At 68.6% G+C, this 20,252-nt stretch carries 14 protein-coding genes and 1 tRNA gene; 6 read left to right on the top strand and 9 right to left on the bottom strand.

Translation table 11 applies throughout. The annotated features are described in order from the left end of the window. Window positions 1-57 precede the first annotated feature (57 nt). The gene (locus I5731_RS16615; protein ID WP_197312524.1) at window positions 58-1,491 is read right to left on the bottom strand and encodes a glutamate synthase subunit beta; all 1,434 of its coding nucleotides are present in this window, start codon (window positions 1,489-1,491) and stop codon (window positions 58-60) included. Window positions 1,492-1,503: 12 nt separating this feature from the next. After that, window positions 1,504-6,225, bottom strand: a complete 4,722-nt coding sequence (gltB, locus tag I5731_RS16610) for a glutamate synthase large subunit (protein ID WP_407941849.1) — start codon at window positions 6,223-6,225, stop codon at window positions 1,504-1,506. Window positions 6,226-6,918: 693 nt separating this feature from the next. Here gltB and I5731_RS16605 point away from each other — a divergent pair. Then, the gene (locus tag I5731_RS16605; protein WP_197312523.1) at window positions 6,919-7,986 is read left to right on the top strand and encodes a threonine aldolase family protein; all 1,068 of its coding nucleotides are present in this window, start codon (window positions 6,919-6,921) and stop codon (window positions 7,984-7,986) included. A gap of 109 nt (window positions 7,987-8,095) precedes the next feature. On the opposite strand, the gene I5731_RS16600 is transcribed toward I5731_RS16605, so the two are convergent. After that, window positions 8,096-8,560: an Hsp20 family protein gene (locus I5731_RS16600; protein ID WP_197312522.1), complete on the bottom strand. Its 465-nt coding sequence runs from the start codon at window positions 8,558-8,560 to the stop codon at window positions 8,096-8,098. Between the two features lie 284 nt (window positions 8,561-8,844). Here I5731_RS16600 and I5731_RS16595 point away from each other — a divergent pair, with 284 nt between their 5' ends. Next, complete coding sequence (locus I5731_RS16595; protein WP_197312521.1) at window positions 8,845-9,846, top strand: alpha/beta fold hydrolase; 1,002 nt, start codon at window positions 8,845-8,847, stop codon at window positions 9,844-9,846. Window positions 9,847-9,850: 4 nt separating this feature from the next. On the opposite strand, the gene hisN is transcribed toward I5731_RS16595, so the two are convergent. Both hisN and I5731_RS16585 read right to left on the bottom strand, forming a co-directional pair. Continuing rightward, window positions 9,851-10,648, bottom strand: a complete 798-nt coding sequence (hisN, locus tag I5731_RS16590; RefSeq protein ID WP_197312520.1) for a histidinol-phosphatase — start codon at window positions 10,646-10,648, stop codon at window positions 9,851-9,853. A 123-nt stretch (window positions 10,649-10,771) separates the two neighbouring features. Beyond that, window positions 10,772-11,659, bottom strand: a complete 888-nt coding sequence (locus tag I5731_RS16585; RefSeq protein ID WP_197312519.1) for an N-formylglutamate amidohydrolase — start codon at window positions 11,657-11,659, stop codon at window positions 10,772-10,774. Window positions 11,660-11,907: 248 nt separating this feature from the next. On the opposite strand from I5731_RS16585, the gene cpdR reads away from it, so the two are divergent. The 3 genes from cpdR (at window position 11,908) to I5731_RS16570 (ending at window position 13,512) form a co-directional block, all read left to right on the top strand. Further along, the gene (cpdR, locus tag I5731_RS16580) at window positions 11,908-12,267 is read left to right on the top strand and encodes a cell cycle two-component system response regulator CpdR (RefSeq protein ID WP_197312518.1); all 360 of its coding nucleotides are present in this window, start codon (window positions 11,908-11,910) and stop codon (window positions 12,265-12,267) included. Between the two features lie 184 nt (window positions 12,268-12,451). Next, window positions 12,452-12,526 (top strand) — tRNA-Val (locus tag I5731_RS16575). A 218-nt stretch (window positions 12,527-12,744) separates the two neighbouring features. Continuing rightward, window positions 12,745-13,512 carry a hypothetical protein gene (locus I5731_RS16570; RefSeq protein WP_197312517.1) on the top strand — a complete coding sequence of 256 codons (768 nt, stop codon included), beginning with the start codon at window positions 12,745-12,747 and terminating at the stop codon, window positions 13,510-13,512. 169 nt (window positions 13,513-13,681) lie between these two features. Here I5731_RS16570 and I5731_RS16565 read toward each other — a convergent pair whose 3' ends face one another. Next, entirely contained in the window at window positions 13,682-14,626 is a 945-nt protein-coding gene (locus I5731_RS16565) for an MBL fold metallo-hydrolase (protein WP_197312574.1), read from the bottom strand. Between the two features lie 198 nt (window positions 14,627-14,824). Between I5731_RS16565 and I5731_RS16560 the strand changes: the two genes are divergently transcribed. Next, window positions 14,825-15,766: a LysR family transcriptional regulator gene (locus I5731_RS16560; RefSeq protein WP_197312516.1), complete on the top strand. Its 942-nt coding sequence runs from the start codon at window positions 14,825-14,827 to the stop codon at window positions 15,764-15,766. A gap of 30 nt (window positions 15,767-15,796) precedes the next feature. On the opposite strand, the gene I5731_RS16555 is transcribed toward I5731_RS16560, so the two are convergent. The 3 genes from I5731_RS16555 to I5731_RS16545 form a co-directional block, all read right to left on the bottom strand. After that, complete coding sequence (locus tag I5731_RS16555; RefSeq protein WP_197312515.1) at window positions 15,797-16,501, bottom strand: VIT1/CCC1 transporter family protein; 705 nt, start codon at window positions 16,499-16,501, stop codon at window positions 15,797-15,799. A gap of 110 nt (window positions 16,502-16,611) precedes the next feature. Then, on the bottom strand, window positions 16,612-18,459 hold the full coding sequence (locus tag I5731_RS16550) for a L,D-transpeptidase family protein (RefSeq protein WP_197312514.1): 1,848 nt from the start codon (window positions 18,457-18,459) through the stop codon (window positions 16,612-16,614). 119 nt (window positions 18,460-18,578) lie between these two features. Further along, window positions 18,579-20,156, bottom strand: a complete 1,578-nt coding sequence (locus tag I5731_RS16545; RefSeq protein WP_197312513.1) for a sigma-54-dependent transcriptional regulator — start codon at window positions 20,154-20,156, stop codon at window positions 18,579-18,581. Window positions 20,157-20,252 lie beyond the last annotated feature (96 nt).

Here is a 20,252-nt window from a genome sequence, read left to right as displayed (position 1 = left end):
TCAAACGAAAACGGCCCCGCCGATCAGCGGGGCCGTCAATCCGTCGCCTTGCCGGCCTCAGCGCGGCAGCTTGGTCTCGCCGGTCAGGTACTCGTCGATGGCGGCGGCGGCCTGGCGGCCTTCGCGGATCGCCCAGACGACCAGCGACTGGCCGCGGCGGATGTCGCCGGCGGCGAAGACCTTGTCGATCGAGGTCTTGTAGTCCTCGGTGTTGGCGCCGACGTTGCCGCGCTTGTCGCGCACCAGCATCGGGCCGACCTCGGCGAGGAAGGTGTCCTCGCGCGGGCCGGAGAAGCCGATGGCGATCAGGACGAGGTCGGCGCGGATCGTGAACTCGGCGCCCGCGATCGGGCGGCGGCGCTCGTCGACCCGGGCGCAGAGAACGCCGGTGACCTTGCCCTTGTTGTTGCCGACGACGCCGAGCGTCGCGGCGGCGAACTCGCGCGCCGCGCCCTCGGCCTGGCTGGACGAGGTGCGGAACTTGGTCGGCCAGTACGGCCACACCGTCAGCTTGTCCTCCTTCACCGGCGGCATCGGACGGATGTCCATCTGCGTCACCGAGACGGCGCCCTGGCGGAACGAGGTGCCGACGCAGTCCGACGCGGTGTCGCCGCCGCCGATGACGACGACGTGCTTGGCGTTGGCGAGGATCGGCTCCTCGTGGCTGACGTCCTCGCCGCCGACGCGGCGGTTCTGCTGCACGAGGAACGGCATCGCATAGTGCACGCCGGCGAGGTCGAGGCCGGACATGCCCGGATCGCGCGGCTTTTCCGAGCCGCCGGCGATCAGCACCGCGTCGTTGGCGTCGACGATCTCGGCGAGGCTGGTGGTGACGCCGACGTTGACGCCGAAGTGGAACTGCACGCCCTCGGCCATCATCTGGTTCACGCGGCGGTCGATGTAGTGCTTCTCCATCTTGAAGTCGGGGATGCCGTAGCGCATCAGCCCGCCGGCCTTCGGCTCACGCTCGTAGAGGTGCACCTCGTGGCCGGCGCGCGCGAGCTGCTGCGCCGCGGCGAGACCCGCCGGGCCCGAGCCGATGACGCCGACGCGCTTGCCGGTCTTCACGGCGGCGACCTGCGGGGTGATCCAGCCGTTGTCCCACGCCCGGTCGGCGATCGCCTGCTCCACCGTCTTGATGGTGACCGGCACGTCCTCGAGGTTCAGCGTGCAGGCTTCCTCGCACGGGGCGGGGCAGATGCGGCCGGTGAACTCCGGGAAGTTGTTGGTCGAATGCAGGTTGCGCGCGGCCTCCTCCCAGTCGCCCTGGTAGACGAGGTCGTTCCAGTCCGGGATCTGGTTGTGCACCGGGCAGCCGGTGGGACCGTGGCAATAGGGGATGCCACAGTCCATGCAACGCGACGCCTGGCGCTGCACCTCCTGCGAGGACAGCGGGATCGTGAACTCACGATAGTGGCGGATGCGGTCGGAAGCCGGCTGGTACTTCTGTTCCTGCCGGTCTACTTCGAGGAAACCCGTAACCTTACCCATGTCGTCTCGACCTCATTCCGCCGCCATGCCCATGCGCATCCGCTCCATCTCGCGCAGTGCGCGCCGGTACTCGACCGGCATCACCTTCACGAACTTCGGCCGGAACGCTTCCCAATGCTCCAGGATGTCCTTGCCCCGGGTCGAGCCGGTGTAGTGGACATGTGCCTGGATCAGCGCCCGGAGGCGCTCGTCGTCGTGCCGCGTCATGTCCGAGGACACGTCGACGCGGCCCTTGAACTGCAGGTCACCGCCGTGGTGGTGCAGCTTCTCCAAGAGATCCTCTTCCTCGGGCACCGGCTCGAGGTCGACCATCGACATGTTGCAGCGCGCCTTGAAGGTGCGGTCCTCGTCGAGGACATAGGCGACGCCGCCCGACATGCCGGCCGCGAAGTTGCGCCCGGTCTGGCCGAGCACGACGACGAGGCCGCCGGTCATGTATTCGCAGCCGTGGTCGCCGCAGCCCTCGACCACCGTGACGGCGCCCGAATTGCGCACGGCGAAGCGTTCGCCGGCGACGCCGCGGAAGTAGGCTTCGCCCTCGGTCGCGCCGTAGAGCACCGTGTTGCCGACGATGATCGACTCCTCGGGCACGATCTTGGTGCCTTCCGGCGGCCGCACGATGATGCGCCCGCCCGAGAGACCCTTGCCGACGTAGTCGTTCGCCTCGCCGACGAGGTCGAGCGTGATGCCGCGGGCGAGGAAGCCGGCGAAGACCTGGCCGGCGGTGCCGGTCAGCTTCACGGTGATGGTGTCGTCGTCGAGGCCTTCCTGGCCGTAGCGCTTGGCGACCTCGCCCGACAGCATCGCGCCGGCGGTGCGGTCGACGCTGGAGATCCTGGTCTCGATCACCACCCGCTCGCCGCGCTCCAGCGCCGGCGCCGCCTCGGCGATCAGCTTGCGGTCGAGCACGTCGGCGATCGGGTGCTCCTGGCGGCGCGTCCAGCGGATCGCGTCGGCGGGGGCGTCGGGCTTGTAGAAGATCTTCGAGAAGTCGAGGCCCTTCACCTTGTCGCTGCGGCCCTTCGGGGCGGCGGCGAGCATGTCGGACTGGCCGACCATCTCGTCGACGGTGCGGTAGCCCATCGCGGCCATCAGCTCGCGCACTTCCTCGGCGACGAAGAAGAAGAAGCTGATGACGTGCTCCGGGGTGCCCTTGAAGCGCTTGCGCAGCACCGGGTCCTGGGTCGCGATGCCGACGGGGCAGGTGTTGAGGTGGCACTTGCGCATCATCAGGCAGCCGGCGGCGATCAGCGGCGCGGTGGCGAAGCCGAAGTCGTCGGCGCCGAGCAGCGCGCCGATGACGACGTCGCGCCCGGTGCGCAGGCCGCCGTCGACCTGCAGGCAGACGCGGCTGCGCAGGCCGTTCAGCACCAGGGTCTGGTGCGTCTCGGCGAGGCCCATCTCCCACGGGCTGCCGGCGTGCTTCAGCGAGGTCAGCGGCGAGGCGCCGGTGCCGCCGTCGTAGCCGGCGATGGTGATGTGGTCGGCGCGCGCCTTGGCGACGCCGGCGGCGACCGTGCCGACGCCGACTTCCGAGACGAGCTTCACCGACACGTCGGCATCCGGGTTGACGTTCTTCAGGTCGAAGATCAGCTGGGCGAGATCCTCGATCGAGTAGATGTCATGGTGCGGCGGCGGCGAGATCAGGCCGACGCCCGGGGTCGAATGGCGGACCTTGGCGATGACCGCGTCGACCTTGTGGCCGGGTAGCTGGCCGCCCTCGCCGGGCTTGGCCCCTTGCGCCACCTTGATCTGCATCATCGACGAGTTGACGAGATAGTGCGCGGTGACGCCGAAGCGGCCCGAGGCGACCTGCTTGATCGCCGAGCGCTTCGAATCGCCGTTCGGCAGCGGCTCGAAGCGTTCCGCCTCCTCGCCGCCCTCGCCGGTGTTCGACTTGCCGCCGATCCGGTTCATGGCGATCGCGAGCGTCTCGTGCGCCTCGCGGCTGATCGAGCCGAACGACATCGCGCCGGTGGAGAAGCGCCGCACGATGGTCGCGGCGTCCTCGACCTCCTCGAGCGGCACCGGCTGGCGGCCGGCCTCCTCGGCCGACTTGATGCGGAACTGGCCGCGCACCGAATAGCGGCCGACCTCGTCGTTCACCGCCTTCGCATAGTCGCGGTACTTTTCCGGCAGTTCGCTGCGGACGGCGTGCTGCAGGTCCGCGACGATGTCGGGGGTCCAGATGTGGCTCTCGCCGCGCAGGCGATAGGCGTATTCGCCGCCGACCTCGAGGCTGCGCGCCAGCACCGGATCGTCGCCGAACGCCGCGGCATGACGGGCGAGCGATTCCTGCGCGATGTCGCGGATGCCGGCGCCCTCGATCGTGGTCGCGGTGCCGAAGAAGTACTGGTCGATGATCGACGAGGCGAGGCCGACCGCGTCGAAGATCTGGGCGCCGCAATAGGACTGGTAGGTCGAGATGCCCATCTTGGACATGACCTTGAGGATGCCCTTGTCGATCGACTTGATGTAGCGATAGACGATCTCGGTCTCGTCGACCTCTTCGGGGAACTGGCTCTTCATGGCGAGCAGCGTGTCGAAGGCGAGGTAGGGGTTGATCGCCTCGGCGCCGTAGCCGGCCAGCACGCAGAAATGGTGCACCTCGCGCGGCTCGCCGGTCTCGACGACGAGGCCGACCGAGGTCCTGAGGCCCTTGCGGATCAGGTGGTTGTGCACGCCGGCGGTGGCGAGCAGCGCCGGGATCGGCACGCGGGTGCGGCTCACCAGCCGGTCGGACAGGATGATGATGTTGTACTTCGCGCGCACGGCCTCCTCGGCGCGCTGGCACAGCGCGTCGAGGGCCGCCTTCATGCCGTCCGGACCACGCTTCACGTCGAAGGTGATGTCGAGCGTCTTCGCCTGGAACTGGTTCTCGGCGATGTCGCCGATCATCCGGATCTTGTCGAGGTCGTCGTTGGTGAGGATCGGCTGGCGCACCTCCAGCCGCTTCTTGGTCGAGGTGCCCTTGAGGTCGAGGATGTTCGGCCGGGGTCCGATGAAGGACACCAGCGACATCACCAGCTCCTCGCGGATCGGGTCGATCGGCGGGTTGGTGACCTGCGCGAAGTTCTGCTTGAAGTAGGTGTAGAGCAGCTTGGCCTTGTCCGACAGCGCCGAGATCGGCGTGTCGGTGCCCATGGAGCCGATCGCCTCCTGCCCGGTGGTCGCCATCGGCGCCATCAGCAGCTTGAGGTCTTCCTGGGTGTAGCCGAAGGCCTGCTGGCGATCGAGCAGCGTCTCGTTCGAGATCACCGACGACACCGACACCGGCGGCATGTCCTCGAGCACGATCTGGGTCTTCTCGAGCCATTCCTTGTAGGGGTTCGCCTCGGCGAGGCGCTTCTTCACCTCCTCGTCGGAGATGATGCGGCCTTCCTCGAGGTCGATCAGCAGCATGCGGCCTGGCTGCAGCCGCCACTTGCGGACGATCTTCTCCTCGGGAATGTGCAGGGTGCCGGCTTCCGACGCCATGACGACGAGGCCGTCGTCGGTGACGAGGTAGCGGGCGGGGCGCAGGCCGTTGCGGTCGAGGGTGGCGCCGATCTGGCGACCGTCGGTGAAGGCGACGGCGGCCGGGCCGTCCCACGGCTCCATCAGGGCGGCGTGGTACTCGTAGAAGGCGCGCCGCTCCTCGTCCATGAGCGGGTTGCCCGCCCAGGCCTCGGGGATCAGCATCATCGCGGCATGGGAAAGCTCGTAGCCGCCCTGCACGAGAAACTCGAGCGCGTTGTCGAAGCAGGCGGTGTCGGACTGGCCCTCGTAGGAGATCGGCCAGAGCTTGGAGATCTCCGCGCCGAAGAGGTCGGATTCCACCGAAGCCTGGCGCGCGGCCATCCAGTTGACGTTGCCGCGCAGGGTGTTGATCTCGCCGTTGTGCGCGACCATCCGGTACGGGTGGGCGAGCTTCCACGACGGGAAGGTGTTGGTCGAGAAGCGCTGGTGCACGAGGGCGAGCGCCGACACGAAGCGCGGGTCGGTCAGGTCCTTGTAATAGGCGCCCAGCTGGTAGGCGAGGAACATGCCCTTGTAGACGATGGTGGTCGTCGACATCGACACGGCATAAAAGCCGGAATCCTCGGCGCCGAACTCGGCGAAGATCTCGTTCGAGATCACCTTGCGCAGCAGGAACAGCCGCCGCTCGAAGGCGGCGCCGGAGACCGTCGCGCCGCCGCGGCCGATGAACACCTGGCGGTGCACCGGCTCGGTGGCGACGATGTCGGGGGCCTTCGACAGGCACGAGTTGTCGACCGGCACGTCGCGCCAGCCGAGCAGCACCTGGCCCTCGTCGGCGATCACCTTCTCGATGATCTCTTCGAAGCGGTCGCGGCGGGCGGCGTCCTGCGGCATGAACAGGAAGCCGACGGCATATTCGCCGGGCTCCGGCAGGTCGAAGCCGAGGGCCGCGCATTCTTCCTTGAAGAAGGCGTGCGGGATCTGCACCAGCATGCCGGCGCCGTCGCCCATCAGCGGGTCGGCCCCGACCGCGCCGCGATGGGTGAGGTTCTCGAGGATCTTGAGGCCGTTGGCGACGATCTCGTGCGACTTCTCGCCGTTCATGCGCGCGACGAAGCCGACGCCGCAGGCGTCGTGCTCGCGGTCGGGCCGGTAGAGGCCGTGTTCGCTCGCCGCGCGGCGCGCGTCAGCGATCGTCGTGGGTTTCGCGGCGGTCGCCGCATTGCCCCCGATCGACTGCATGTGCACGGCTGACGCTTCGTCGAGCTTCTTCATCGCTGCCTCGCTTGCCTCGGCCGGAACGGAGACCCGTACCGGCCAGCCTTCACCATTTCACCCCGCGCCGAGCGGCCGTGCCGTGTCGGCACCGGGGCGACCGCAGGCCCCCGGACGCGCACGGGGCGGATCCAGGAGCCGAATTTCGAAGTCCCGCAGGATGCACTTTCGATGCGACGACGCAAAGACCGCCGCCGACGTGTCCCAACCCTGCCATGCCGGCCCCGTCACGGCCAAGCACGTCGCGTGCCTGTTTCCGCGGCGTCGTCGCCGCAGGGCGACGTTCGCGTGCCGGCCCCGCGAAGCCGCCGAAACATCGCCGCGACGCGGGCTGCGCCTCGGCCGCCGCGTCGCGACTGCCGCGATTTTGGGCAGCCCCGGCGCTGCCGCTGCCGCGGCAAGATGACCGCCCGGCGGCATCGCCACCGTGTTAGTGTACAAAGGGACAGTATTCCTGTCCTATCCGCGGCCCGACTTATGACAGAATTCGGGCGGGGGGGCAAGCGCGCCAAGCCCCCGTCGTTGCGAAAATTTCGATCGGTTCCAGACAGTAGCAACGAAGCGCAAGCTGCGGCGGCCTGCGGCGCAACAATATTACGCGCCCGGGACGCGGGCAGAGATCGTCGTCCGCTGCAGGCCAGCCGTGCGCGGAGATGGCTTTATGGCGCGGAGCCGGGGTCCTAAGAGATTCAAATGCATTTTTCGAGCGACAACTGGGCCGGGGCATCGCCGATCGTGGCGAACGCTCTCGCCAATGCCGGCAACGGCTTCCACCCCGCCTATGGCGCCGACGATCTCAGCCGGCGCATCACCGACCGTTTCTGCGAGGTGTTCGAGCGCGACGTCGCCGTGTTCTTCGTCGCGACCGGCACCGCGGCGAACAGCCTCGCGCTGGCCTCGATCCTGAAGCCGGGCGGCATCGTGCTCGCCCATCACCAGAGCCACATCGCCGTCGACGAATGCGGCGCGCCGGAGTTCTTCACCGGCGGCGGCAAGCTCGTGACGCTGCCCGGGGCGCGCGGCAAGCTGGATGCCGCCACCGTTGCGGCCGCGATCGCGCGCTACCAGCCGCCCGCCGTGCACCACGGCCGGCCGATGGCGGTGAGCCTCACCCAGGCGAGCGAGGCCGGCACGGTCTATACGCCGGCCGAGGTGGCGACGATCGCCGGCGTCGCCCACAAGGCCGGGCTGAAGCTGCACATGGACGGCGCCCGCTTTGCCAATGCACTCGCCGCCCTCAACGTCTCGCCGGCCGAGGCGAGCTGGCGCTCGGGCGTCGACGTGCTCTCCTTCGGCGCCACCAAGAACGGCTGCTGGTGCGCCGAGGCCGTGGTGCTGTTCGATCCGCGCGGCGCGGAGGAGTTCGGCTACGCCCGCAAGCGCTCGGGCCAGCTGATCTCGAAGAGCCGCTTCGTCGCGGCGCAGTTCGAGGGCTACTTCGAAAAGGGCCACTGGATGGACAACGCCATCCACGCCAACCACATGGCGACGCGCCTCGGCAGCGTGATCGACGAGACGCCCGGCGCCCGGCTGCTGTTTCCGGTGGAGGCGAACGAGGTGTTCGCGATCTGGCCGAGCGCCGTCTCCGCCCGGCTGCGCGCGCGCGGCGCGACCTTCTACGACTGGCCGGCGAGCGGGCTGGAGCCCGGCGAGGGGCCGGGCGAGGGCGAGACCGTGGTGCGGCTCGTCACCAGCTATGCGACGCGGCTTTCCGACGTCGCCGCCTTCATCGAGGCCTTCGGTGAGGCCGTGCGGCCCTAGCCCGCCCATGAAAAACGCCCCGGGAGCGGTCTCCCGAGGCGCGGATCGATCACCGGCACGGCGCCGGGCGCGCGATCACGCCCGGCGGGTCTCGGCCGGGGGGTCGGCCTTACGCGGCGGTCGCCTCGAGCTGCGCGGCGCTGTTGCCGGCGGTGCCGATGGCGATCTGGCGCGGCTTCATGGCTTCCGGCACCTCGCGGACGAGGTCGATGTGCAGGAGACCGTTCTCGAGGCTGGCGCCCTTCACCTCGACGTGCTCGGCGAGCTGGAAGCGGCGCTCGAAGGCGCGCGAGGCGATGCCACGGTAGAGCAGCTTGCTCTCGCTGCCGTCGACGGCGGGCTTCTCGCCCTTCACGGTGAGCGTGTGCTCCCGCGACTCGATCGAGATGTCCTTGTCGCTGAAACCGGCCACCGCCATCGTGATGCGGTAGGTGGTCTCGCCGGTGCGCTCGATGTTGTAGGGCGGATAGCTCGGCTGCGTCTCGGGGCCGCCGACGGCCTGGTCGAGCAGGCTGAACAGGCGGTCGAAGCCGACGGTGTTGCGGTAGAGCGGGCTGAGATCGAACTGACGCATGGTCATAGTCCTCCATTGAGCGACCAGAAGGCCGGGCGTCGTCGCCGCGGCCAGACTTCAAAAGGCCCTTCGCCGATGCCGCCCGACTGGGCCGGCTGGAAGGTGCCGCGGACCCGGTTTGGCGTCCGCAGCGCTGATCTGGGATCCGTCAATCGGGGTTTCAAGAGGCCGCCACGCGCCACCCGGCGCGTTCGTCGGTGGCCCGCTCCGGGCGGGTGGTCAGCGGCGGCGGGCTAGGCTATGGCTGGGGCGGCCCGCGCGGCGGGCGCCGATCCGGAACGACCATGACCCCCTCCGCGCGCCTCGCCGAATACGCGTTCAACCCCACGCCGAGCGGCGCCCGGCTGCACCGGCTGGAGACGGCCGACGGCATCGTGCTGCGCGCCGCGTCGTGGCCGGCGCGCGATCCGGACGCCTGCCGCGGCACGATCTGCCTGTTCCAGGGCCGCGCCGAGCAGATCGAGAAGTATTTCGAGGTGATCGACGACCTGCTCGCGCGCGGTTTCGCGGTGGCGACGCTCGACTGGCGCGGGCAGGGCGGCTCCGCGCGGCTGCTCGCCGACCCGCGCAAGGGCCACGTCCGCCGCTTCACCGACTACGAGCGCGATCTCGCCGTGTTCCGGGAGGGGGTGGTCGAGCCGCTGTGCCCGCGGCCGTGGTTCGTGCTCGCCCATTCGATGGGCGGCAACGTGCTGCTCGGCCACGCCGCGCGCGGCGGCGGCGACTGGATCACCCGCATGGTGCTGACGGCGCCGTTCCTCGAGTTCGGCCGGACGCCGATGTCGCGGGCGAACGTCGCGCGGCTCGCGGCGACGCTGACGATGCTCGGCATGGCGGGCCGCTACATCCCCGGCCCCGCCCGCGACCTCGCCGTCGTGCGCGCCTTCGAGGGCAACCCGCTGACCCACGATCCGGTGCGCTTCGCGCGGATGACCACCTTCTGCGAGGCGGAGCCGGACCTCACCATCGACGCGCCGACGATCGGCTGGATCCAGGCGGCGCTTGGCGCGATCACCGCCTTCGAGGATCGCCGCTTTGCCGAGAAGCTGACGGTGCCGACCCTGTTCATCGGCTCGGGCGCGGACACGCTGGTTTCGACGGCGGCGATCGAGCGGATGGCGAGCCGGTTGAAGAACGCCGGCTACGTCTTCGTGCCCGGCGCGCGCCACGAGATCATGATGGAATCCGACCGCTACCGCCGCCAGTTCCTCGCCGCCTTCGACGCCTTCGTGCCGGGGTCTCAGTCGGCGTCGGAGGCGGAGCCCGGGACGCCCCCGGACGCCTGAGCCCTCAGCCCGCCAGCATCTCCAGCACCGCGGCGTGCAGGCGCGGGTCGCCGGCGGCGACGATGCGGCCGCCCTCGATGGCGCTGCCGCCGTCCCAATTGGTGACGACGCCGCCGGCGCCCTCGATCACCGGGATCAGCGGCATGATGTCGAAGGTCTTCAGCTCGGTCTCGACGACGAGGTCGATCTGGCCGGCGGCGAGCATGCAGTAGGCGTAGCAGTCGCAGCCGTAGCGCGGCAGGCGTGCGGCGCGCTCGACGCGGTCGTAGGCGGCGCGGTCGGCGCCCTTGAAGAGGGCCGGCGTCGTCGTGAACAGCGTCGCGTCGCCGATCGCAGCACACTTGCGCGTCTTCAGCGGACGCTCGCCGCCCGGGCCGGTGTAGTAGGCGCTTTTGCCGTCGCCGGAGAAGCGCTCGCCGGTGAAAGGCTGCGCCATCATGCCGAAGACCGGGACGCCGTGGCGCTTGAGGCCGATCAGCGTGCCCCAGACCGGCAGGCCGGAGATGAAGGCGCGGGTGCCGTCGATCGGGTCGATGACCCAGACGTGCTCGGCGTCGCCCGACTGGTCGCCGTATTCCTCGCCGAGGATGCCGTGCTCCGGATAGTCGGCACCGATCAGGCCGCGGATCGCCTCTTCGGCGCCCTTGTCGGCCACGGTCACCGGATCGAAGGCGAGCGCCTCCTTGTTCTCCACCGCCATCGCGCTGCGGAAGTGCGGCAGGATCGCCGCGCTCGCGGCATCGGCGAGGCGGTCGACGAACGGCAGCCAGGCAAAGCCGTCGGAGGAGGGGGCGTCGGTCATGGAGGGATGTCCCGGATCGCTTGGCCGGGGAAGATCCGGCCGGAGGAGGGCGGCCCACGGGGCGCGCGGGCGAACCGGGTCTGGATACCCCGCGCCCCCCGCGCCGAACAAGGAAAACCTGCGCTACTCCGCCGCGGCGGCGAGCCCGCCGTCGGCGATCGGGGTGTCGACCAGATCGCGGGCGAACAGGGTCAGCCTGCGCTGCACCTCGCCGAACACGGCGAGCGGCTCGTAGCGGCGCTCGTCCATGTAGAGCGCGCGGTTGATCTCGATCTGCAGCGCGTGCAGGCCGCGGCTCGGCCGGCCGTAGTGCTCCGTGATGAAGCCGCCGGCGTAGGGCTTGTTGATCGACACCGTGAAGCCGAGGTCGCGCAGGATCGAGGCGGCGGACTCGATCAGGATGCGGGCGCAGCTGGTGCCGTAGCGGTCGCCGAGGATGATGTCGGCGCGGCCCCGCGCCTCGGCGCTGCGGCAGGTCGAGGGCATCGAGTGGCAGTCGATCAGCACCGCCTGGCCGAAGCGCAGGTGGGTGCGGGCGAGCAGCCGGCGCAGCGCGGCGTGATAGGGGCGATAGAAGGTCTCGATGCGCTGCAGCGCCTCCTCGACCGGGATCGGCCCGGCGTAGATCTCCTCGGTCTCCGACACGACCCGGGCGATGGTGCCGAGCCCGCCGGCGACGCGCAGCGAGCGCACGTTGGCGTAGGACGGCAGCCGGCCGGAAAACATCTTCGGGTCGAGCTCGTAGGGCTCGCGGTTGACGTCGAGGAAGGCGCGGGGGAAGCGGGCGCGGACCAAGGGGGCGCCGAGCTCGACGACGCCGGCGAACAGCCGGTCGACGAAGGCGTCTTCCGAGAGGCGGATCCGGCTCGAATCGAGCCGGGAGGAGGCAAGGAAACTGCTCGGATAGAGGTCGCCGGAATGCGGGGAATCGAAGACGAAGGGCACCTTCGGCTCGGCCGGTTCGACGATCTCGAACCCGTCCTCCATCTTCAGCTCGGCGACGACGCGCATTCTTCCGGGGTCTCCGCCCGCTGCGGCTAAGGAATTATCGTGCCGAACTTCCGGGGCTCTGTCCATCGGAAGCGCCGGTCTTCACGTGCTTTTCAGGCAACGGTACCGGGGAAACAGAGTTAAGCGCCGCGTTGCCGGCGGCGAGGGGCTTTCACCCGATGTTTACCGTGGCGGCGCTCTATGGAATGTGTTTGCCTCTCGGGCCGGATGATCGTCACCGTCCGGCCGCGCCAGCCTCGGGACCCGACATGAACCGCATCCTGCTCGCCGAAGACGACAACGACATGCGCCGCTTCCTGGCTCGTGCGTTGCAGAACGCCGGCTACGACGTCGTGTCGTTCGACAACGGCAAGAGCGCCTACGACCGGCTGCGCGAAGAGCCGTTCACGCTGCTGCTGACCGACATCGTGATGCCCGAGATGGACGGGATCGAACTCGCCCGCCGCGCGAGCGAACTCGATCCCGACCTCAAGATCATGTTCATCACGGGCTTCGCCGCCGTCGCCCTCAACCCCGACAGCCACGCCCCGAAGGACGCCAAGGTCCTCTCGAAGCCGTTCCACCTGAAGGATCTCGTCCGCGAGGTCGAGCGCATGCTCGCCGCCTGAACGGGCGGCGCGGACGACCGGCACGCGCGGCCGGACAAGGGAAAGCCGCCGTTTTCACCGGCGACTTTCCGGGCGAGCAAAGGGCTTGCGATCAAGCGTCGAAACCCGCTTGCCAGCCTGAAAGAACCTCGCTATACCGCAGCCCACGCCGCCGGGTGACCGGCGGCCCCGCAGGATGGTGACCGGGCGTGTAGCTCAGCGGGAGAGCACTACGTTGACATCGTAGGGGTCACAGGTTCGATCCCTGTCACGCCCACCATCCACTCTGCCTCAGATGGGGTCCGTCTGTAGTTGCTTGACCGACAGAGTCTAGCTTTTGCGCGTTTTGTCCGGAAGCTTGTTCCCATCTTTTTCTTTTGCCGGTTGGGCCTCCCTGTTATTGATCATGCAGTCAATTTTTCAATTGGCTCATTAGTTTATTCCAAATTCGGCCTATTCCATGAATTTTAACTTCGAGCTGCTTCATTCGAGGTGACGATGGAAGGTCTGTTCCAAAGCGCTCGCATTCGCATTAGTCGGGCAAGAGAGCTCAAGGACGAAATTGATCGCGATACAAATCTATTTTTCGCAACTCAGACTTATGAGTACATCAAAAAGAAAAATATTGAATCTGGAAACTATGAGCATAGAGCCGTACTAAAGCAAAGATTTCCAGATCGACTCTCTGCGATCTCGGCGGATGCCGTAGGAAATTTGCGTTCTGCTCTAGATCAGGCCGGATATGCGTCGGCCGTAGCCAGCGGTAAGGAAAACCCAAAGCATTGTCATTTTCCTTTTGCTGAAAAATTGTCAGATCTTGAGAATTCAATCAAGGGCCGGTGCAAAGATATCCCGGTATCTGTTCTGAACTTAATGAGGTCATTTCAGCCGTACTCGGGTGGTAATGATTTACTTTGGGCTATGAATGATTCGCGTCGAGTAAACGAGCACGCTTTCATATCAATGGTCGCAACTGTTATTTCGGACGCCTCCCTCGGGCCGACAGTTATTCTTCGCTCGACCGGATTTGCTATGATCAGGCCAGTGTGGGACCGACAGCATAATGAAATTTTATATGCGGTTGCGCGCCCTGGAACTATTGCGACAAGCAAGCCGCGATTTAAGTTCAATATAGTATTTTCTAGGCCAGACGCTTTTGCTGGCGAGCTCGTGGTTCCAACATTAGAAAAACTAATCCATTTAACTGAGACAATTGTCGCTTCGATCGAAGAAGAATGCGGACGAATTAACTTGTCTTCCAAATAGAATTTGGAATTTTATTAATTCTATGATTCGAGTAATTATCGCGCGATTTAGTCGTATAGATTTCATTTGAGTAGATGTTAAGTTTAACCCATTTGCTGCCAGTACTCGCTTAAAGTAAAATCAGCTTCATTGATTTTGCGCGGGGTAATAGTTTACGCTCGCGGCCATGCTAGAACTGCCAGTTCGCCGGCACCCAGGCATATCCCCCGTCGGTCTTCAGCATGCGGCCGAGGCCCGGGAACGGGTAGTGGAAGCCGAGCACCAGCAGGCGGTCGGTCGCCGCCTGGTCGAAGATCCGCCGGCGCGACTGCAGCGCAGTGTCCTTGTCGCGATCGGGTCCCGGCCGCCACGGGCGATCGATGTTCACCACCGGATGATAGGCGAGGTCGCCGGTCAGCAGCAGCTGGTCGGGGCCCGAGTGAACGAGAAACGACACCATGCCCGGCGTGTGCCCCGGGGCGGCGAGGGTCGTCAGCCCGGGAACGATCTCGTCGCCCGCCTGGTAGAGCACGACGTCAGCGGCGATCGGCTCGACGCTCCGCTTGATCGCGGCGCCGAAGCGGCGGCGGAACTCCTCGTTGACGGGCATGTAGGAGAGATCCGGCTCGCCGCGAACGAAGAACTCCCAGTCGGCTTCGGGTGCGTAGACGGTGGCGCGCGGGAAGGCCTTGCCGCCGTCGGCGCTGCGCAGGTTGCCGACGTGGTCGGGGTGGGTGTGCGAGACCACGATGATGTCGATGTCGTCCGGGCCGAGGCCGATCGCGGCGAGATTGTCGAACAGCCGGCCGCCGTTCGGCCCCATGGTCTGCGACGCGCCCGCCTCGATCAGGATGCGGCGGCCGCCGGTCTCGATCAGCAGCGTGTTGAGGTTGAGCGTCAGTGTGTCGGTCGGCAGGAAGGCGAGGCGAAGGGCTTCGTGCAGGTCCATCTCGGCGGCGTCGCTGGCATAGATGCGCGTCGGCCCGCTGATAAGCCCATCGCTCAGCACGGTCGCCTGTATTTCGCCGACGCTGAAGCGGTAATAGCCGGCATTCGCGGTCGCGGCGGCCGGTGACTGTGCAGCTGCGGCGCCGATCAGCGTGACCGCGGGGACGGCGACGGCAGCGCTCAACATGATGCTGCGCCGGTTGAACAGATATTTACTCAAGGAACCATCTCCCATGTTCGAGTGAGATTGAGGATCGCTGCGTGCGACCCCCGAATGCTCGCCATGGTACTGGTCACCTCGTCTTGCAGAAACCGGCGTGACGCGATACGCGTTATTCACTCAGCGGATAACGTGACGCGCGCACGGCAGCCGGGCGAGGGCGGGATGGGTGGCGACGACGATCTTTTCCGCATCGACCTCAACCTGCTGGTGGTGCTGAAGACGCTGCTCGAAACCCGCAGCGTCACGCGCACGGCCGAGCGGAGCGGCATGAGCCAGCCGGCCGTGAGCCGGGCGCTGGCGAAGCTGCGACTGATCTTCGACGACGCGCTGCTCGTGAAGTCCGGCACGATCATGCGGCCGACGATCCGGGGCGGCGAGCTGCTCGAACCGGCGCAGCAGGCGCTTGCCGGGTTGCGCGACCTGCTCGCGACACGGCCGCCCTTCGATCCCGCGAGCACCGACCGCGTGTTCCGGATCGCTACGACGGACTACGGCGCCACCGTCGTGCTGCCCCGCCTCGCCGGCCTGATGTTCACGGCGGCGCCGAAGGCGAGCGTCCAGGTGGTTCCCATCGACGGCCAGGCTTTCCGAAACCTCGGCGAGGCCAACGTCGACCTCGCGTTCTACAGCGACAATCCCGTGCCGCCGAACCTCCGGACGCGCGACCTCTTCCGCGAGACCTTCGCCTGCCTGGTGCGCGCCGGTCATCCGGCGCTGCAGCGGGCCGAAGAGGGCCGTATGCGCCTCGAGGATTATGTCGCGGCGGCGCATATCCTCGTCACGGTCGGTGGTGGCAAGGCGGGGCCGGTGGATACGGCGCTCGCGGCGCTCGGCCTCAGTCGGCACGTCGCCGTGCGTATCCCTTATTTTGCGACGGCCGCGCTCGTCACCGCGAGTTCGGACCTCGTGCTGACCATTCCGCGCCGCGCGGCGACGAACTTCGCCGACGACAGCCGCCTGCGCCTCGTCGAGCCGCCGCTGGAGCTGCCCAACTTCGGCTATCGGATGGTCTGGCACGAACGGGTGCATGGCGAGCCGGATCACGCCTGGCTCCGCCGGCTCGTGCTGCGCGCGGCGCGGCTGGAGGCCGACGGGGCGGAGTAACCGCGCGCAACTGCTGCTCCCCCTCCGGGATCAACCGATCGTCGTACCGAACAGCGCGCCGATGCCGGCGGTCGTCGCCATCGCAAGGGCGCCCCAGAAGCTGACGCGGAGGGTGGCCTTCAGCACCGCGGCGCCGCCCGCCTTGGCGCCGACGGCGCCGAGCAGGGCGAGGCCGGCGAGCGAGGTGGCGGAGACGATCGGCACGACGAGGCCGGCGGGGGCGAGCAGGGTGGCGACGAGCGGCAGCGCCGCACCGATCGAGAAGGTGACGGCCGAGGTGAGGGCGGCCTGGACCGGGCGGGCGACGGTCTGTTCGAGAATGCCGAGTTCGTCGCGGGCGTGCGCGCCGAGCGCATCCTTCGCCATCAGCTGCCGGGCGACTTCGCGCGCCAGGGCGGGTTCGAGGCCGCGCCCGACGTAGATGTCGGCGAGTTCCTGCAGTTCGAGTTCCGGCTGTTCGGCGAGTTCGCGGGTTTCGCGCGCGAGGTCGGCGCGCTCGGTATCGGACTGCGAGCTGACCGAGACATATTCGCCCGCCGCCATCGACATCGCACCGGCGACGAGGCCGGCGGTGCCGGCGAGCAGGACCTCGGTCGTTCCGCTCGCCGCGGCCGCGACGCCGACGACGAGGCTCGCCGTCGAGACGAGGCCGTCGTTGGCGCCGAGCACCGCGGCGCGCAGCCAGCCGATGCGGGAGACGAGATGGTTCTCGGCGTGATCTGGCAAGCGCGACATCTGGCGTTCCCCCTCGGCCCCGGTCGTAGCAGACCACCGGGCCGCGCGGGAAACCATCGCCTTCTACCGCACTGGACCTGTCGGTCCGGCGTCGGAAAGAGGGAGATCGATCACATCCCCAGCGCCTTCTTCACCTTCGTCGTGTGGCCGTAGAGGTCGTCGCGGACCTGCAGGACGCCGGTGTCGTCGACCCAGGCGGTGAAGTAGGCGAGGTGGACGGCGAGGTGGTTTTCGAGGTCGAGGCGGCGTTCGCGGCCGCCCACGAGGGCCTTGACCTGATCGACGGTGAGGGAGGGTTCGCCGGCGACGATCGCCTCGGCGAACGCGAACGGCTCGTGCACGCGGACGCAGCCGTGGCTGTAGGCACGGTAGTTGCGCTCGAACAGGTCGCGCGACGGGGTGTCGTGCAGGTAGACCGCGTGCTCGTTGGGGAACATGAACTTGATGTGGCCGAGGGCGTTGCGCTCGCCCGGCGGCTGGCGGATGCGCACGGCGCGGATCGCGTTCTCGTCCCAGATGATGCGGCTCGGATCCACCACCTTGCCGTTGGCGACCACCTCGTAGCCGCGGCGGGCGAAATAGCCGGCCGGGTTCGCCTTGATCTCGGGCAGCATCTCCTTCGAGGCGATCGAGTGCGGCACGTTCCAGTAGGGGTTCACCACCATGAACGACATGCTGTCGGAGAACACCGGCGTCTGGTTCTTCACCGTGCCGACGACGACGCGTGCCTCGTGCACCACGGTGCCGCCGCGGCGGATGCGCACCATGAATTCCGGCACGTTGACGAAGATGTGGTCGGTGCCGAGGTCGCGCGGCATCCAGCGCCACATCTCCATGTTGGCGACGATCTCGCCCGCCTCGTCGCGGCCCTCGCCGTTCAGCATGGCGATGGTGCGCGGGCCGACGATGGCGTCGTCGGACAGGCCGGCGCCGCGCTGGTAGTCGCGCATCGCGGCCGCCAGATCGTTGTCGTAGACGTCGGCGTCGACGGCGACGCCGGAGACGCCGAGGCGGGCGCGCAGCAGGGCGACGCGGTCGTCGCGCATGCCGGGCTTCAGGGTCTTGCCGTCCGGGATCGGCGCCGGACGCACGGCGACCGGGCGGGCGCGCACCTCGGCGAGCTTCGCTTTCAGGCGGCGGTAGTCCTCGTGCGGCGGGTTGAAGGCGGCGAGCGCGGCGGCGGGGTCGGCGGCGGCCTGCACGTCCTGCAGCGCGGCGATCGGGTCGATCTTCCCGGGCGTGCGGGTGATCAGCGGGCTGATCGCGCGCGGCGCGACGCGGCCGCCGGAGGCGGCTTCGGCGTAGGCGAGCACCGCGAGGCTGAGCTTCAGGTCGAGTTCGGCGCGGGCCCAGTCGCTCGGCACGGCGATGTCGCCGGCGCCGAGCCGCGGCATGGCGAAGGCGGCGGGGTCGAGACCCTCGTCGCCGGCGGCGGCGATGACGGTGGCGACGGCGCGGGCCGCGGTGCCGAAGCGGCCGTCGACGATCCACGCCGGGGCGTAGTCGCGCTCACGGTAGAATTCGGCGACGGCGGCGCGGCGCTTCTTCGCGGCCGTGCTGCCTTCGGCCGGGACCACGGCGAGCAGCGTTTCGAGGCTGAGGGCGAGCCGGCTGGTCGCGGCGGGCGCGTTCGCCGGGTCGGCGCCGGGCGCGGCCGCTTCGGGCGGGGGCAGATCGGGGCCGGGACCCGGGCGGGCCGGTTCGGCGAAGGCCGGGTCGCTCGGCCCGGGCGGCCCGAAGGCCTCGGGCGCCGGACCGACGGGGGCGGGGAACAGCGCGGCGAAGCGTTCGGGCGCCGGCTCGGCGCCGGCTGTGGCCGGCAGCGCGGCGAGGGCGGCGGCGAGCAGCAGGCGAGGGCCGAGACCGGCCGCGAGCCGCGTGGCGAGGCGGGCGCCCCGGCGCAGGCCGGCGGCCGGACGGATCGCAACTCGGGGCAGCATCACCGCGTCGTCTCTCATGCTCATCCATCCCGGCAAGGGCAGGCCCGGCGAAGCGGTCTGCGCTGGTTCGATTTCGGTCCCCGATGGCGTCCGGCGCAAGGCGCGCCGGCACCGGTCATCATATTTCCCGGGCCGCGTCACTCGGCGGCCACAGTCCCGGCCTCCGCGGCCCCGTCGTCGGCGACATCGTCGCCGAGGCCGAACTCGCGCAGCTTGCGATAGAGCGTCGAGCGGCCGATGCCGAGCCGGCGCGCCACCTCGGCCATGCGGCCGCCGTAGTGGGCGATGGCGAGGCGAATCATCTCCTCCTCGATCGCCGACAGCGTGCGGACGTGGCCGTCGTCGGCGAGCGAGCGGATGAAGCCGAACGGCGCGGGGTCGCTGCCGGCGCCCTGGATCGCGGTGCCGATCATCGGCGAAGCCGGCGGCGGGGCGGGGGCCGGGGGTGCGGTGTTCACCGCGACGCCGGCGAACGTCGGCACCGGCAGTGCGTCCGGCGCCTCGACCCGGCGGATCGCCGAGGCGTGGCCGACCTGGGCGGCGATCTGCGGGAACTCGTCGACGGTGAGGGTGGCGCCGTCGCAGAGCACGACGGCGCGGAAGATCGCGTTCTCGAGCTGGCGGATGTTGCCCGGCCAGGCATAGCTCTCGAGCAGCGCCATCGCGTCCGGGCGGATCGAAGCGACGCGGCGCTTGCCCTCCTCAGCGGCGAAACGGGTGATGAAGTGGCGCACGAGCTCCGGGATGTCCTCGCGGCGCTCGCGCAGCGGCGGCACGAACACCGGGAACACGTTGAGCCGGTAGTAGAGATCCTCGCGGAAGCGGCCGGCGGTCACGAGGTCGATCATGTTGCGGTTGGTGGCCGAGATGATGCGGATGTCGACCTTCGCGGGACGGCGGGCGCCGACCGGGTCGATCTCGCCCTCCTGGATCGCGCGCAGCAGCTTGACCTGGATGTCGAGGGGCAGTTCGCCGACCTCGTCGAGGAACAACGTGCCGGTGTGCGCCTCCTGGAACTTGCCGACGTGGCGGTCGACGGCGCCGGTGAAGGCACCCTTCTCGTGGCCGAACAGCGTGCTCTCGACGAGGTTTTCCGGGATCGCGCCGCAGTTGACGGTGACGAAGGGGCGCTGACGGCGTTCGCTGGTGCCCTGGATGGCGCGGGCGATCATCTCCTTGCCGACGCCCGATTCGCCCTCGATCAGGATCGGGATCGACGAGCCGGCCGCCTTCTCGCCGAGCCGAATCACCCGCTCCATGGCGGGGGCGCGGGTGACGAGGTCGCGGAAGGTGAGGGTGCCGGCGGCGGTGCGCTTCAGGCGCTGGATCTCGCCTTCGAGCGCGGTCACTTTCAGCGCGTTCTGGATCGCCACCTGCAGCCGTTCGTGGCCGACGGGCTTGACGATGAAGTCGAAGGCGCCCGCGCGCATCGCCCCCACGACGGTGTCGATGCCGCCGCGGGCGGTCTGCACGATCACCGGCTTGTCGAAGCCGCGCGCGGCGAGGCGCTCCAGCACGCCCATGCCGTCGAGTTCCGGCATCACGAGGTCGAGCACGACGAGATCGACCTCGGCGCCCTGTGCCTCTGACAGAAAATTCAGCGCCGCGACGCCGCTGTCGGCGCTCGCCGGCTCGTAGCCGAAGCGCCGCACCGCCTCTTCGAGCAGGCGGCGCTGGATGGGGTCGTCGTCGACGACGAGGATGCGGCCGGCCATGACGCGATACTTTCGAAGGCGTGCGCAGATGCTGCTTCCGGCGGCCGGCCGCCGAAGCGGCCGCGCCTCGTGGCGCGAGGGCGCCGCGGGTCCGGA

The organism is Methylobrevis albus (assembly GCF_015904235.1).
GTDB lineage: Bacteria > Pseudomonadota > Alphaproteobacteria > Rhizobiales > Pleomorphomonadaceae > Methylobrevis_A > Methylobrevis_A albus.
Note: the sequence above shows the minus strand (reverse complement) of the source record. Positions and strands in the feature narration are given on the sequence as shown.

Coding starts and splice junctions, on each gene's coding strand:
- I5731_RS16615 (WP_197312524.1), bottom strand. CDS start 1,491: ATGGGTAAGGTTACGGGTTTCCTCGAAGTAGACCGGCAGGAACAGAAG.
- gltB (WP_407941849.1), bottom strand. CDS start 6,225: ATGAAGAAGCTCGACGAAGCGTCAGCCGTGCACATGCAGTCGATCGGG.
- I5731_RS16605 (WP_197312523.1), top strand. CDS start 6,919: ATGCATTTTTCGAGCGACAACTGGGCCGGGGCATCGCCGATCGTGGCG.
- I5731_RS16600 (WP_197312522.1), bottom strand. CDS start 8,560: ATGCGTCAGTTCGATCTCAGCCCGCTCTACCGCAACACCGTCGGCTTC.
- I5731_RS16595 (WP_197312521.1), top strand. CDS start 8,845: ATGACCCCCTCCGCGCGCCTCGCCGAATACGCGTTCAACCCCACGCCG.
- hisN (WP_197312520.1), bottom strand. CDS start 10,648: ATGACCGACGCCCCCTCCTCCGACGGCTTTGCCTGGCTGCCGTTCGTC.
- I5731_RS16585 (WP_197312519.1), bottom strand. CDS start 11,659: ATGCGCGTCGTCGCCGAGCTGAAGATGGAGGACGGGTTCGAGATCGTC.
- cpdR (WP_197312518.1), top strand. CDS start 11,908: ATGAACCGCATCCTGCTCGCCGAAGACGACAACGACATGCGCCGCTTC.
- I5731_RS16570 (WP_197312517.1), top strand. CDS start 12,745: ATGGAAGGTCTGTTCCAAAGCGCTCGCATTCGCATTAGTCGGGCAAGA.
- I5731_RS16565 (WP_197312574.1), bottom strand. CDS start 14,626: ATGTTGAGCGCTGCCGTCGCCGTCCCCGCGGTCACGCTGATCGGCGCC.
- I5731_RS16560 (WP_197312516.1), top strand. CDS start 14,825: ATGGGTGGCGACGACGATCTTTTCCGCATCGACCTCAACCTGCTGGTG.
- I5731_RS16555 (WP_197312515.1), bottom strand. CDS start 16,501: ATGTCGCGCTTGCCAGATCACGCCGAGAACCATCTCGTCTCCCGCATC.
- I5731_RS16550 (WP_197312514.1), bottom strand. CDS start 18,459: ATGAGAGACGACGCGGTGATGCTGCCCCGAGTTGCGATCCGTCCGGCC.
- I5731_RS16545 (WP_197312513.1), bottom strand. CDS start 20,156: ATGGCCGGCCGCATCCTCGTCGTCGACGACGACCCCATCCAGCGCCGC.